The sequence below is a fragment of the Neptuniibacter sp. 2_MG-2023 genome, assembly GCF_030547495.1.
GTDB lineage: Bacteria > Pseudomonadota > Gammaproteobacteria > Pseudomonadales > Balneatricaceae > Neptuniibacter.
This window is the reverse complement of record NZ_JAUOQC010000002.1, coordinates 54,495-69,647: the sequence shown is the minus strand read 5'-3', so window position 1 is coordinate 69,647 and position 15,153 is coordinate 54,495. Positions and strand designations below refer to the sequence as shown.

Sequence of the window (15,153 nt, the reverse complement as noted above, 5' to 3'; positions counted from 1 at the left end):
TTCGTAGAACACTTAAAGAGAGTAAGATGAGTACTACAGACCCCATCTATCGCCGCTTTAACTTCTTAGGCTTTATATTATGCTTAACCGCCGTTATCTATGCGATCTATAGCCTACAAGACCCTATAACCCATACCAGCAGCCCACTGGTGTCTATTTCAAAGCTCTTAGTTTTAATCAACGCCCTACTCTTCTTTATGGCTTTAATTCACAATCCACAGACCTTCGGACAGCGGTTTTATGGAACACTTAATACCCTGCTATCTGCTACAGGCATAACCTTAGCCAGCTACCATTTATGGAAACACTCCATTAGCTCAACCTTGAGCCCAGCCACCTGCGAACAGCCTATAGAACTACTTTTAAGTGAACAAAAATCGATTAATGGTAAACTAGCAGAACTGATCAATGCAGCGATCCAATGTCCCGTGGAACAGATAAGCCTTATTGGCTTAGGGACGGCCGAACAATGCTTAATCTTATTTGTCGCACTTTTTGTGATCAGTTGGAAGATTCTAACCCGCCGTACAAAAAACAAAGGGCTATTTCTGTGACACTTACTCCACGCGTGGCATCTGCTACCTGTTTTTTATTACTCACAACGCAGGCAGCTTTAGCAGAATCCAAGGCGCCTTGGACCTTAAATCTATATTTTGAAAATGATCTATTTGCTGAAACCGATCAAGACTACACTAATGGTGTACGGGCCTCTTGGGTTTCACCTAATGTGAATGATTATCTCAATGATGAGAGGCTTCCTAGTTGGGTCAGAGGTATCACCCCATACCTTCCTCTATTTGACCCAAGCGATAAAACGTCCAATCAACTACAACGCAACGTGGTTATTAGCGTTGGGCAGCAGATATATACACCCCAAGATATTGATCGTACCAGTGTTGACCCTAATGATCGCCCTTATGCCGCTTGGTTATATGGTGGTTTGGCTTACCATAGCCGAACAAAAAACAGGATGAATACGGCTGAGCTTAATTTAGGTATTGTCGGTCCTCTCGCCTTAGGACAAGAAGCACAAGACTTTATCCATGACATTCGCGGCTTTGAAAAATTTAAAGGCTGGGATAATCAGCTCAAGAACGAACCCGGCTTTCAGTTAGTCTACGAACACAAAAATCGTATAGTAAAAGGGCAACTTTCCCCTTTTTTTGAATACGATACTATCATCCATGGCGGTGGCAGCTTAGGTAATGTTGCAACCTACCTCAATGCCGGTGCTGAACTAAGATTTGGTTGGAACTTGCCACAAGATTTTGGCACATCGGCCTTACGTAGCGGCGGTGATAATAGCGCGCCGGGGTTAGGCGATGGACGTTATCAGCGAGGCAGCCGTAATCATAACCTCGGGGTACATGCTTTTATATCTATGGATGGCCGTTGGGTAGTCCAAGATATTTTCTTAGATGGAAACACCTTCCGCGATAGTCACTCTATAGACAAAGAAAACCTTGTCGGTGAAACAGCCTTCGGTATTGCAGCTCTTTACCATGGCTGGAAAATTTCATTTGCGCAGGTGCATCGCAGTCGAGAATTTAAAGCACAAGATGAGGGGCACTCTTTTGGCTCACTCAGCCTAAGCTACTCATACAGTATATAGCGCGAAGTCACAGGCAAAATAGATAAAGGAGAGAGGCTGGATCAGCTCGTAAATACCAACGACCTGATCCAGTATATTGCAGCGTCTAGTTAGACTAATTAGAAATGAGCGCTAACTTTAACCCAGATATTTTGACCCAGCTCAGCAACCTGTACAGGATCAGTATCTAGCAGATAATCACGGCTTTCATGCAATGTATAGTCCTTATCAAACAGGTTATCTACACCCATAGCAACCACAAAACCATTGCTGGCCGTATACTCTCCGTGCAAATTAACGAGCCCATAACCGGGTGTTTTACGTACGTCCTGTCCACCACAAGCATCGCTACTTAAACACACATCATTTTGCTGAGCGACTAGCTTCCATTCAACACCCGCTTTCCACTGCTGCTTCTGGTAATTAAGTGATGTGTTCAACTCAAGTGGAGAGATGCGCGATAGGTTTGTGTCATCGGTTGTATTTTCACCTTCCAACCAAGCAAGAGAAGACCCAAACTCTAGTGTATCTGTTAGTTTGTATGAGAGCCCGGCTTCCAACCCGTACAAGGTAGCATCAACGTTTTTATACTGTTCAGTACCGCCTGATTTAAACCGTAAAATATAATCATCAACACGGTTATACCAACCCGTTAATGTCCAGTTCAAATCACCTTGATCACTGGCCAATACTGCTTCTAATTGGTGGTGTTTTTCAGGGTCTAGCTGAGGATTACCGATCCAAGGCGTACCACTGGTTTTAGCAATATAACGTTCTGTTGCATCAGCTGTACGAACACTACGAGAGAACGTTGTTTCAATAGTATATTGCTCATTTAAACGATGCGTCCAAGAAGCAAAACCACCTACATTATTTTCATTACTATCGATCTCAGTCGTACCATTTATCGCAGTATACTGAGACGCAGGCGTCGTCATACCAAAGGTTTCACCAGCTCTAGAAGCTGATGCTTCTACGCGGTCATAACGTACACCAGCTTTGAGCACATCATCACGGGTTAGGGCTTTTTCGCCCTCAACAAACAAACCCGTTTGATCAATAGAGACACCCGGCCACTGACTAAACGCAGCCATACCGTTCATCTTCATATAGCCAACTGCGGTACGGTCATTGTTTTGAATATCTGCACCAAAGGTCCAATCAATATCAGCGGCATTCGCATCTAAAACAATACGCATACCCTCTGTATCAGAACTTGATGGTACACCCATCATACTGTTTTCCATTAAATGGATAACATCCGATTTATACGCTTCTACTTTTAATTGACGCAATGCCCCTTGCGTAAATTGATGCTCAAGTTTGATACGCGAATTTTCCGCATCGGCATAAGGACTATCCATCTGTGCGCCGGGGAAAAGTACATCTTCCTCATCAACTTTTTCAAAGCTCGCTTGTAACGTTGTATTTTCACCTAAACGAATTCCCGCCAAAATCGCATTTGATTGGCTGTCATATTTAGACTCAACTTCGTTACCCGCACCATCCTCATAATTTTCAGATTCACCTTCATGAGCAATAAAGCGGATATAACCATCATCATTACCCGCCTTAATATCTGCACCTAGCTCCCACTGCTCACCATTTCCACGATAGCTACCTGAAATATCCGCGTTATAACCTTTCTCATCAATCATCGGCCAATCACGTTCAAACAAAACCGTACCGCCTGAACCACCGCCACCATAAATCACAGTGCGGTTACCTTTTATTACCGTTACACGATCATAACTATCAACGGAGGTATAAGCGGTTGGCGGATCCATACGGTTTGGACAGCCACCATGAATATAACCACCGTCCAATAAAATATTTAACTGAGTTTCTTTCTGACCACGAATCACTGGATCTAATGCTCGCCCGCCCATACGCACAGCCGACACACCGGTAATACTTTGTAGTAGCTCACCACCATCGGATACAGGCGAAGCTTTAACACCTGAAGTAGACTTACTAACCGTTGTCTCTAATGAAGGTAAACCTTGGTTAATCTCAATAACCATATTTTGATCAGACTCATGGCCCGCCTGAGCCAATTGGGAGACAGACGCTGCCACCATCAACGATATAATTTTCTTTTTCACAGGTTCACCTTAATAAACTTTCATTAGAAACAACTAAATTGCGCGAATTCTAATAGAACAGAGTCAAAAAAGGGATGTGACACAGTGTCGCAGACTTAAGCCGTAAATTGACCTTAACAACAATATTCCGAAATGTTCCGAATAAGAGAAAAAAGTTTCCTAAAGTAAACTTTTGTCGTTTACCTCTCACAAGCATAGAAAAAAACAGGTATGATTAGCCCAAATTTTGAGCACTTTTTTCTAAATAAATAAGCAACTGATTACAGGTAATTAAAAGATGCCGTTACAGAATCAGACTCCACTATCTACGCTGGAGCAAAAAGATGCGTTCATCGCACGTCATATTGGCCCCTCTGCCGCAGAACAAAAGGCTATGCTGGACGAACTGGGTGTAGCTGACCTTGATCAGTTAATAGAGCAGACCGTTCCCGAGTCGATCAAAGTAACGTCCCCGATCGCACTTGATGATAGCCGTACCGAAGATGAAGTTCTGGCTTACCTTAAATCCGTTGCCCAAAAGAATAAGATCCACACATCAATGATAGGTATGGGTTACACCGATACCATCGTGCCTAATGTAATTTTACGTAATGTATTGGAAAATCCGGGTTGGTATACAGCCTATACCCCCTACCAACCGGAAGTATCCCAAGGCCGTTTAGAGGCGATTCTTAACTTCCAAACCATGATTCTTGACCTTACCGGTTTAGATCTAGCAAACGCCTCTCTGCTTGATGAAGCAACCGCGGCCGCTGAAGCGATGACACTGTGTAAACGTATGTCAAAAGCGAAAAAGGCAAATACCTTCCTCGTTGACAAAAACGTACACCCACAAAATATCAGCGTTATACAAACCCGCGCCGAACCACTCGGTTATGACGTAGTTGTAGGTGATGTAGCTGAACTGGTCGATCAACATGAATTTTTTGGTGTATTAGTTCAGTACCCTGGCACAACAGGCGACATCAACGACTACGCAGAACTGGTTGAAAAAGTACACGCGAAGAAAGCGCTGTTCTGTGCAGCGGCAGACATCATGAGCTTAGTCCTACTTAAATCACCCGGCGAACTTGGTGCTGACGTGGTATTTGGTTGTGCTCAACGTTTTGGTGTACCTATGGGATACGGTGGCCCACATGCGGCTTACTTTGCAACCCGTGATGCTTACAAACGTTCTGTACCCGGCCGTATTATCGGTGTTTCTATCGATGCCCGCGGTAATAAAGCCCTACGTATGGCGATGCAAACCCGTGAACAACATATTCGCCGCGAGAAAGCCACGTCAAATATCTGTACTGCGCAAGTACTGCTGGCCAATATGGCCTCGTTTTACGCGGTTTACCACGGCCCAGACGGTCTTAAAACCATTGCAAGCCGTATCCACCGTCTAACCGATATCCTCGCAAAAGGCCTACAGTCCAAAGGCGTTAAGCTGCTAAATAACAGCTGGTTTGATACCCTTACACTGGAAGTAGACAACGCAGAAACGGTCTATCAAGCAGCCCTTGATGCAGGTATTAACCTACGCAAGGTTAGCGACACGCAATTAGGCATGACCTGTGACGAATGCACGAACCGTGAAATTATCAATACCTTATGGAACTGCATTTTAGGTGAAGGCCATGGGCTTGATATTGAAGCGATAGATGCCGACCTAACAGCCAAGGGTTCTAACTCTATACCTGCTGCGCTGGTACGTGAATCAGCGATCCTTCAGCACCCCGTTTTCAACAGCTATCACAGTGAAACTGAGATGCTGCGCTACCTTAAGAAACTGGAAAACAAAGATATCTCCCTCACGCACAGCATGATCGCGTTAGGTTCATGCACCATGAAACTCAACGCAACCGCAGAGATGATCCCAGTGACTTGGCCTGAATTTGGTCAACTACACCCCTTTGCACCGATTGATCAAGCACAGGGCTATAAACAACTGATTGATGAACTGGAAGATCAGCTAAAAGCGATCACAGGGTTTGATGCCATCTGCATGCAGCCTAACTCCGGCGCTCAAGGGGAATATACCGGCCTACTGGCTATCCGTAAATTCCACCAATCAAATGGCGATCACCACCGCAATATCTGCCTAATCCCAACCTCTGCCCACGGTACCAACCCTGCGTCTGCAGCCCTGGCTGATATGAAAGTCGTGCTGGTTAGCTGTGATGATAAAGGTAACGTTGATGTTGCGGATATGCGCGCTAAAGCGGAACAACATAAAGATGACCTTGCCTGCCTAATGATTACCTACCCATCTACACACGGTGTATATGAGGAAAGTATTTGTGAGATATGCGACATCATCCATGAGAACGGCGGACAAGTGTACATGGACGGCGCTAACCTAAACGCACAGGTGGCGATCAGCCAGCCCGCAGCGATTGGTGCCGATGTATCCCATATGAACCTACACAAAACCTTCTGTATTCCTCATGGCGGCGGTGGCCCAGGTATGGGACCTATCGGTGTTAAAGCGCACCTAGCACCCTTTGTTGCCAACCACCCAGTACAACCGATTGAAGGGCCAAACCCTGAAAATGGCGCAGTCTCCGCAGCCCCTTGGGGTAGCGCATCAATTTTACCAATCTCTTGGGTCTATATCGCCTTAATGGGCGGCACCGGCCTTCGTGCAGCTACGGAAAATGCCATCCTAAACGCTAACTACTTAGCGAAGAAACTAGGCAAGCACTACCCTGTTCTTTACGCAGGCCGTAATGATCGTGTTGCCCACGAGTGCATCATTGATATACGCCCGCTAAAAGAGCTATCAGGTATCACTGAGGAAGATGTATCTAAGCGTCTAATGGACTTTGGTTTCCATGCCCCAACTATGTCGTTCCCTGTGGCAGGCACTTTAATGATCGAGCCAACCGAATCTGAATCTAAAGCAGAGTTGGATCGTTTTATCGAAGCAATGGTCACCATTCGCGAAGAGATCAGCCAAGTGCAAGATGGCACAATGGACGCGGAGAATAACCCGCTAAAACATGCGCCTCATACACTGGAAGATCTTATCGACCCAAACTGGGATCGCCCATACAGCGTGGCTCAAGCCGCCTTCCCTGTTAAACGCCTAAAAGACAGCAAAATCTGGCCAACCGTTAACCGTATCGACAACGTATACGGCGACCGCAACCTATTTTGCTCATGCCTTCCGGTAGAGGATTACGCTGAAGGGTAATTTATCTGTCGGTTTACAATAAAGATTGTGAATTTCAATAAAGATTGTGAAAACATCTCCGGATAAATTAGGAAAATGTTTACAATGGCGTTGAAATTAAAAAATGGGCCTGACGGCCCATTTTTCGTTTAGAGCAAGTAAATATGTTATCAGGAAGCATTGTTGTTAATTACCACGCCGAGCGTGGTAACGAGATACGAGACAGAAACACTGCAACTTAAGTCTATATCCAATTGTATAAAAAGTAGTCATTTGGTACTGAGGTTATTCCACTTTTCTCTAACAATGCTCATAGTGTCGAAAACAATAAAATATAGGAGCATCGTTATGAGTCTACTTGGGTCAATTAAATCTCTGTTTTCACCTCTGCCGGATGGCGCCATTCGTTATAAAGGCTACACCATTGCTGCGCTTCCCGAAGAGGAGTTTGGGCGTTATCGGTTGCATGCAGTCATCAGCAAAAAAGATAAGCACCGTAGCTATACCTTAATTGACCGTGTTGCGGATAAGCAAAACTGTATAACACTGACGCATCAAAAAGCGAAAAGCCTCATTGATCAAAAAGGCGATAAGATCTTCGCCCATTAAGCACTAAAAGCTTTCCTCCTCGTTCCCATGCTCTGCGTGGGAGCAAAATGATTCTGTCACTTTTGCCTATTGCTGAAAATACTAGGGGGATGATACTGTCAAAAATAAAAAATATTATATCGAAGGGATAGGTTTTGGGAATAATGGATAACCCTTATGTGTTAATCGGGCTGTCGGTCATTATGCATGTGACTTGGAACTTGCTGGCACGCCACGTTAATTCACGCGCAAATTACCTCTGGTGGGGGCTACTTTCCCACTGCGTCATACTGGGACCTTTTGCACTTTGGCATCTTATTCTCAATGCTCAATGGGAATGGCCTTTAGTCGCCGCTATGGCGGTAACTGCATGCGCTAATATTTTCTACTTCGTCTCTTTACGGCGCGCCTACCACTATGCGCCTGTCTCTTTAGTTTACCCACTGGCGCGTAGCTCACCTTTATTAATTGCTTTATGGTCTTTCCTATTCTTTGGCAACAGCTTTAGTCCATTTGAGCTGTTTGCTATTTTGGTAAGCGTTGTAGGACTTTGGGTTGTGGGATCGTCCTCTAAGGTTGGAGATACAAAAAAAGCACTGCCTTGGACATTTGCTGCGGCGCTTGGAACTAGTATTTACTCGTTAAGCGATAAAGTGGCGGTCGCTTATATTCCCGGTTTTGCCGAACAATTAGGTTTTATCACTATTGGTTATTTATGCGCATTTATTGGCTTAACGCTGATTCAACATCGTGAAAGTAAGCGGTGGGTACCGGCAGAACGCCCTTCACTGTTTTATATAATTTTAGGTGGCTGCTGTATAGGCACCTCTTATGCGCTCGTGGTGAGAGCCATGGGCTTAATGCCTGCGGCCCATGTTGTATCCTTTACTAATGCGGGCATCATATTGGCGGTTCTGTTCTCTATCTTTGTTTTCCATGAAAAGGATCATTGGCAGAAACGACTGCTCGGCGCCATTATTGTTAGTGCGGGTTTAGTCTTACTTTATTGGGGTGCTTAGTACCCAATGGCATTGATACTTTAAAGCATCAAGCTAAGAAAAAATTATAGTGAGTCAATCGGAAGCCAATCAAGCTTAGCTAAAACACAGAGTGAGCGATTATTGTTTAAGATCAGCCTATTCACAAAAAAAGAAAGACAACGCTATTAATATTTTTCCACTCTCTCCATCTCCTATATGATATTCCCCATTAGCGTTTTGAAGTAAAGGCCCCCCCGATGAAGATTGAGACACCGATAAAATCACTTTTATTACTTAGCATATTAAGCTTCCCAATATCTGCCAGCAATGAATATTCAGGGGCAGCACATGTCATCAAAGGCGGTGCTGAAGTTAAAACCCAAACTTTATTTAGCTGTGAGAATGGGCGATCTCGTTTATCGCCTATAGGTGTAAAATCTATTAATGATCACTCATTTACGGTACCAGCTAAGGTTCAATATGAAGCTGATAAATTTGCCAGCAATCTTTATGATGAGTGCTCTAATGTAGTACCCAGCTCCTTAGCTGAAGTTGATCTATCTTCAGTCCCCGTCATTGAAGTCGATCAAGAGGGTGAGGTCATTACCGGTTATATATTTGCTGATAATTACTTTGAGTTATTTATTAATGGCAAGCTCATTGGTGTTGATCCTGTACCTTTCACACCGTTCAATTCCAATATTGTAAGATTCAAAATTAAAACGCCGTACAACATTGCGATTAAAGTTGTCGACTGGGAGGAAAACTCAGGTTTAGGTAGTGAGAATAACCGCGGAAAACGCTTTTTCCCTGGAGATGGTGGGCTAATTGCAAGCTTCTCTGATGGTACTAAAACCAATGCAGACTGGTCCGCCCAAACCTTTTATACAGCCCCAATTTACGACTTAAGCTGCGTAGAAGAGGTTGGCGAGCAACGTATGACTAAAACCTGTGATACCAGCGGTCGCAATGAATATATTGAAACCTACTCATTGCATTGGGATATCCCATCAAACTGGGAATCAAGCGACAACTATTTATCTTGGCCTAAATCCGTAGAATTCACGGAAGATGAGATCGGTGTTAATAACAAAAAAGCCTACATGAATTTCCGTGAGAAATTTACTGGGACAGGCGCTTCATTTATTTGGTCAAGCAATGTTATTTTGGATAACCTCGTATTATTCAGATATCACGTAAAATAAATAAGCTCTCCCAAATATCGATTTATAAAAAAATGACATGCACTAGGCATGTCATTTTCGTTAACGCTTAGCTATCGATTATCAGCTCATTTAGCAAGCATATAGTTACGCCAGCCACCATGATGAGTTATATCTTCAGCCGTTTCGATCGCATAACCTTCACAGATAAAGCTTATCACCCAACGGCCATCCGCTAATTCCACTTTGCCTAAACCTAGCGGTTGCGGAATCCCTTGTAGAAAGCTACCTAGTTCCGTTTGGGGTATAGTCCACACTTCCACATCAATTGCGCTTCCCTCACCTTCAGACCGAATCAAACCGGGACGAAAGGGAGGGCCTCCCGCCAGTGCGTATAACTTATAATTAGCAGATGTTTGCGTTGCTTGAACTAGGCGTGCCCCCCTCTCCTGCAGTTGGAAATTCAGCGGTAAGCCTTCAAGGTGTGCGCCACAAACAGCTAGTTCTACCCAGCCCTCTTGTATTGTCGCTGCAGGTAAAAGCTTAGGGAGCGGTGTATTTGTCGCACCTAAAGGTAAGCCTAAACTTTGCTGCCAAGATCCACCAAAACTTAATAGTTTTCTATCTGACCATGCCGGACCAAAAAGCGTAATACCAAACGGCAACCCAGATGTTTGTATACCTGCAGGTAACGCAATAGCGGTGTAATCCAGCAGGTTCATAAAGTTAGTGTAGTAACCCACATTTGAATTTAGCTTAATGGGATCTGCATTAACTTCATCAATGGTATAGATAGTACCCGCGGTAGGGATCACCACTGCATCGACAGTAGATAAGATCGCATCACACTGCACTTTATAAGCCTGCAATTGATAGATCGCCTTAAACGCATCTACCGCAGTTTTCCCTGCAGCGCCGCCAATAATGGTTTCTATTACAGGCAGGCAACGGCTTGAATCTTCCTCGAAGAAAGACTCAATCGCGGCATAGCGTTCAGCAACCCAAGGGCCTTCATAGAGCAGCAGTGCTGCTTGGGCAAAAGGATCAAAATCGATCTCGGTCAGTTCAACACCTTGCTCTCGCAGTTTATCCAGCGATGCGTTAAACAGCGCTTCGGCACTCTTATTACCAAAAAATGCTAACTGCTCAGGCGCTGGCACACCAATCTTACGACCTTTAAGCGCGTTTTCAGGTTGGTAAGCTGAGGCATCGTTAGAAGCTGCATTAGGCCTTGCATAGCAATCTGTCTCATCATATTCGCCGGCGATATCCAACAGTAGATTAAGATCATCCGTTGTGTGGGCAAAAATAGTAATACAATCTAGGGTTTTACAGGCCGGTACTAAGCCTGTGCAGCTGACCATGCCTTTAGTTGCCTTCATCCCCAAGATATTATTAAACGCGGCGGGAACCCGTCCAGAACCTGCAGTATCTGTACCTAAAGAGAAACAGACCTGACCCGTCGCCACCGTGACAGCACTACCAGAACTTGAACCGCCGGAGATATACTCATCATTAAAACTATTTTTCACCGCGCCCCACGGGCTACGCGTACCGACAAGTCCCGTTGCAAACTGATCCAAATTGGTTTTACCTAAAGGCACAGCCCCCGCATTGATAAGAGCCTGAACCACATAAGCAGAGGATTCAGGTTCATAGGTATAGGCTTTACACCCCGCTGTGGTTGGTAGCCCAGCAAGATCAATATTATCTTTGATCGCAAAAGGTATTCCGTAAAGAGGTAGCTCTTTAATCGTTTTACCTTTTAGGTTATTCAGAAATCCATTTAACTGCTCATCCGAGATAGATTCTATCCAGCAGTTACGTGTATCAGCTCTGGCCTCAGCCAATTTTTGAGTAAGGTACTCAGCAGGTGACCACTGCTCTGATTCATAGGCAGCTAATAGTTCGATAACAGTCATTGGCATATTCATACAGCACCCGTCTCCTGTGATATTACTGATGTTTCTACTTGAGTATTAATAACCATAAGTCGCTGACCCGAGTGAACTTGAGCCCCCGTTTCTTGGCTGATACTACTAATAACGCCCGATTCAGATGCAACCACTTCTAATTCCATCTTCATTGCTTCTAAGATCATGACGACTTCACCCACTTTGACCTTTTGACCTGGTTCTACCAAGACCTGCCAGATATTTCCTGCCACTTGGCTTTCCACTGCGGTTTCATGTTCGCTAAGCAGCTCATCAAGCCCTTGAGACTCAACCATCATATCTGCTTCAAAGTTAGCTTGGCCGCTCTCAACCCAGCGTTGACGTTCCTCCTCAAACGCAGTTTGTTGACGCTCTTTACACTGCAGAATTTCATCCTGATGCTGATCAAGTAAGGCTTGATACTCAGCAAGGGAAAACTCAGTTTCCTCTATTTTGACAGGGTATTTACCCCGAGGGTGATCACGTCGAATCTCCTTCAGCTCCTCTGCACTCACCTCATAGAAACGGATCTGATCAAAAAAGCGCAGTAACCAAGGCTGCGTAAACGCCTCAGTTTTACGGTAGCGGTTCCACATCTGTAAGGTACGACCAATAAACTGATAACCACCCGGCCCTTCCATACCGTAAACACACATGTAGGCCCCCCCAATGCCGACCGCATTTTCCGGTGTCCATGTACGTGCTGGGTTGTATTTTGTCGTGACTAGGCGATGTCTTGGATCCATAGGTGTTGCCACCGGCGCACCTAAATACACATCCCCTAACCCCATCACAAGGTAGCTAGCATCAAAGACAATTTTCTTAACATCTTCGACGGAATCTAAGCCATTAATTCGACGGATAAACTCAATATTGTCAGGGCACCAAGGGGCATCTTTACGTACTACTTCATCGTATTTTTTAATCGCTAAGCGCGTTGCTTCGTCATCCCAAGAAAGTGGTAACGAAACTATACGTGCAGGCACCGTTAGCTTATCTATATCACCCAGATCAGCTTCAGCGTGCTCTAACAGCTCAATCAGCTTGGCTATAGGTAGCTGTAAATTATCGTAATGTACTTGTAGCGAACGAATACCCGGTGTGAGCTCTTTAATGCCTGTAATATTCAGCGCTTGGAGTTTCAGCATTAATGCATGAACACGGAAGCGTAATTTAATATCAAGACGCTGCGGGCCGTACTCCACCAGCAGAAAGTCTTCACCACTTGGACGATAAACAACGTTTTCGCCATAGGTTTCTTTAGGCAACACTTTAACAATCGGTGAGTCGATAACCGCTTGGGGCAGCTCACTCTCCTGAATAGCAACAGAGGATACTTGTTGTAACTGCTCACGTTCAGCATCGGCAGCATCGGCAATAGATACAGGTAAAAATCGTACAGTATCACCCGCTTTTAGCTGACCCATCTTCCACAGATCCGCTTTGATAATCGTAGCAGGGCAAACAAAACCACCTAAACTTGGACCATCAGGACCTAAGATCACTGGCATATCACCGGTAAAATCGATCGTACCTACAGCATACGCATTATCATGAATATTAGATGGATGCAGACCTGCTTCACCACCATCAGTTCTCGCCCATTCAGGTTTAGGCCCAATCAGGCGAACCCCAGTGCGGCTCGAATTGAAATGAACCTGCCAATCTGCGGCAAAAAACTCAGAAATATCTTTATCTGTGAAAAAGTCCGGTGCGCCATGAGGGCCGTAAATAACACGAATCTGCCAATCATTTGTTAACTTAGGCGCAGATTTTACTTGTGCACCGGCCTCAGCAGAGATTTGGAAACGACTATCAAGCTGGAGTACATCACCAGAACGTAGCGCTCTACCCGCATGCCCACCAAACTGTCCTAAGGTGAAGGTCGATTTACTGCCTAGATAATCAGGGCATTTAATACCACCGGCAACCGCGAGGTAAGCACGCGCGCCATCTCCTTTTGTCGCACCCAACGCTAAGGTTTGACCGGCTTTAATAGCTAGCACGGTGCCCATAGGTACCGCCTGACCTTCTAAGGTTGCAGCAAGTTCAGCCCCCGTAATCACCACTTGAGTCGCTTGGTTAAAGCGCAGTGTTGGCCCGCTAATAATAATCTCGAGCCCAGCGGCATCCACAGGGTTATTAAGCAGCTGATTTGCTAACCTAAAACTAACAGAATCCATAGGACCTGAAGGTGGTACACCAATATCCCAATAACCTTCACGACCAGGGTAATCTTGGATCGTTGTTTGTGTACCGGCATTAAGTACATCAAACGTGAACGGCTGATAATTAAAGTCATTAAGAGAGCGTGTTAATACTTGGCCGCTCTGTACAACCTCGCTACCTAATAGCTGATGTAGATAACCTAAATTATGCTCAATACCATAAATCGTTGATTCCGATAGCGCCTGCATTAAACCCGTTAAGGCTTGCTGACGCGTAGGCGCATGGAAGATCACTTTTGCTAACATAGGATCAAAAAATGGGGAGACTTCGACGCCTGCCTCAATCCAGTGTTCAACTCGTAGACCGTCGATCTCCGGCCACTCCACATGGCTTAATAAACCGGCGCAAGGTTGGAACTCTTTATTTGCATCTTCAGCATACAAACGCACCTGAATCGCATGACCTTTAAGGCTTAATCCTGCTCCCTCTTTAACAAGATCGAGTTCATTAGCCCCCTGCTTCACCATCCATTCAACAAGGTCGACACCAAAAACCTCTTCTGTTACCCCGTGCTCAACCTGGAGGCGTGTATTGACCTCAAGGAAGTAGAAACGCTCAGTGGTCTGATCCAGTACAAATTCAACCGTACCTGCATTTCGGTAGTTAACCTGCTCTGCTAAACGTACCGCTGTATTTTGTAACGCTGTACGTGTTTCATCACTTAGATTAGGTGCTGGCGTTTCCTCAATCACTTTTTGGTTGCGACGCTGAGCGGAACAATCCCTCTCTCCTAGCGCTACAACATTTCCTGCGCCATCACCAAAAATCTGAACCTCTATATGGCGTGCATGCTGGATAAATTTTTCAATAAATAAACCACTATTACTGAAGTTATTCTCACTTAAGCGGCGCACTGAGTCGTACGCATCAGTTAGTTCTTGGGCAGTATCACAACGTTGCATACCAATACCGCCGCCACCGGCTGTGCTTTTCAACATAACAGGATAACCAACCCGCTCTGCTTCTTCTAACGACTGCTCTAAACTATCTAATAGACCTGTACCCGGTAGAAGGGGTACTTTCGCTTGCTCGGCTAACTCACGAGCTGAATGCTTAAGACCAAAGTCATTCATCTGTTCAGGTGTTGGCCCTAAAAAGGTAATCTCTTCACTTTCACAGCGCGCAACAAAATTTGGGTTTTCACTTAAAAAACCATAACCGGGGTGTACTGCTTCAGCACCGCTCTGTTTAGCTATGGCGATAATTTTATCTTGATCAAGGTAAGTTTGGGTGGCAGCCCCTTCACCTAAGGAATAGGCCTCATCCGCTTGAAGTACATGTAAGCTATCCGCATCTGCTTCACTATAAATGGCAACACTAGTAACACCCATTTTGCGAAGTGTGCGAATAATACGACAAGCAATGGCACCACGATTAGCAATTAGCACTTTAGAAAACATATG

Annotated in this window: 9 protein-coding genes; 6 read left to right on the top strand and 3 right to left on the bottom strand. The window is 45.0% G+C overall.

Annotated elements, in window-relative coordinates; genetic code table 11:
• Positions 1–26 precede the first annotated feature (26 nt).
• Both Q4486_RS02825 and Q4486_RS02820 read left to right on the top strand, forming a co-directional pair.
• Entirely contained in the window at positions 27–554 is a 528-nt protein-coding gene (locus Q4486_RS02825; protein ID WP_303415508.1) for a disulfide bond formation protein B, read from the top strand.
• Positions 551–1,612, top strand: a complete 1,062-nt coding sequence (locus Q4486_RS02820; RefSeq protein ID WP_303518185.1) for a lipid A deacylase LpxR family protein — start codon at positions 551–553, stop codon at positions 1,610–1,612. The genes Q4486_RS02825 and Q4486_RS02820 overlap by 4 nt, the downstream gene beginning before the upstream one ends.
• Before the next feature lie 98 nt (positions 1,613–1,710).
• Here Q4486_RS02820 and Q4486_RS02815 read toward each other — a convergent pair whose 3' ends face one another.
• Positions 1,711–3,696 (bottom strand): TonB-dependent copper receptor, encoded by a 1,986-nt coding sequence (locus Q4486_RS02815; protein WP_303518182.1) that lies wholly within the window; start codon positions 3,694–3,696, stop codon positions 1,711–1,713.
• Positions 3,697–3,973: 277 nt separating this feature from the next.
• Here Q4486_RS02815 and gcvP point away from each other — a divergent pair, with 277 nt between their 5' ends.
• The 4 genes from gcvP (at position 3,974) to Q4486_RS02795 (ending at position 9,629) form a co-directional block, all read left to right on the top strand.
• Positions 3,974–6,877: an aminomethyl-transferring glycine dehydrogenase gene (gene gcvP / locus Q4486_RS02810; RefSeq protein ID WP_303518180.1), complete on the top strand. Its 2,904-nt coding sequence runs from the start codon at positions 3,974–3,976 to the stop codon at positions 6,875–6,877.
• Positions 6,878–7,204: 327 nt separating this feature from the next.
• Positions 7,205–7,465, top strand: a complete 261-nt coding sequence (locus tag Q4486_RS02805) for an HlyU family transcriptional regulator (RefSeq protein ID WP_303518178.1) — start codon at positions 7,205–7,207, stop codon at positions 7,463–7,465.
• A 143-nt stretch (positions 7,466–7,608) separates the two neighbouring features.
• Entirely contained in the window at positions 7,609–8,463 is an 855-nt protein-coding gene (locus Q4486_RS02800) for an EamA family transporter (RefSeq protein ID WP_303415513.1), read from the top strand.
• 218 nt (positions 8,464–8,681) lie between these two features.
• Positions 8,682–9,629: a hypothetical protein gene (locus Q4486_RS02795; RefSeq protein ID WP_303518176.1), complete on the top strand. Its 948-nt coding sequence runs from the start codon at positions 8,682–8,684 to the stop codon at positions 9,627–9,629.
• A gap of 86 nt (positions 9,630–9,715) precedes the next feature.
• Here Q4486_RS02795 and atzF read toward each other — a convergent pair whose 3' ends face one another.
• Both atzF and uca read right to left on the bottom strand, forming a co-directional pair.
• Positions 9,716–11,521 carry an allophanate hydrolase gene (gene atzF, locus Q4486_RS02790; RefSeq protein WP_303518174.1) on the bottom strand — a complete coding sequence of 602 codons (1,806 nt, stop codon included), beginning with the start codon at positions 11,519–11,521 and terminating at the stop codon, positions 9,716–9,718.
• On the bottom strand, positions 11,518–15,150 hold the full coding sequence (uca, locus tag Q4486_RS02785; protein WP_303518173.1) for an urea carboxylase: 3,633 nt from the start codon (positions 15,148–15,150) through the stop codon (positions 11,518–11,520). The genes atzF and uca overlap by 4 nt, the downstream gene beginning before the upstream one ends.
• Positions 15,151–15,153 lie beyond the last annotated feature (3 nt).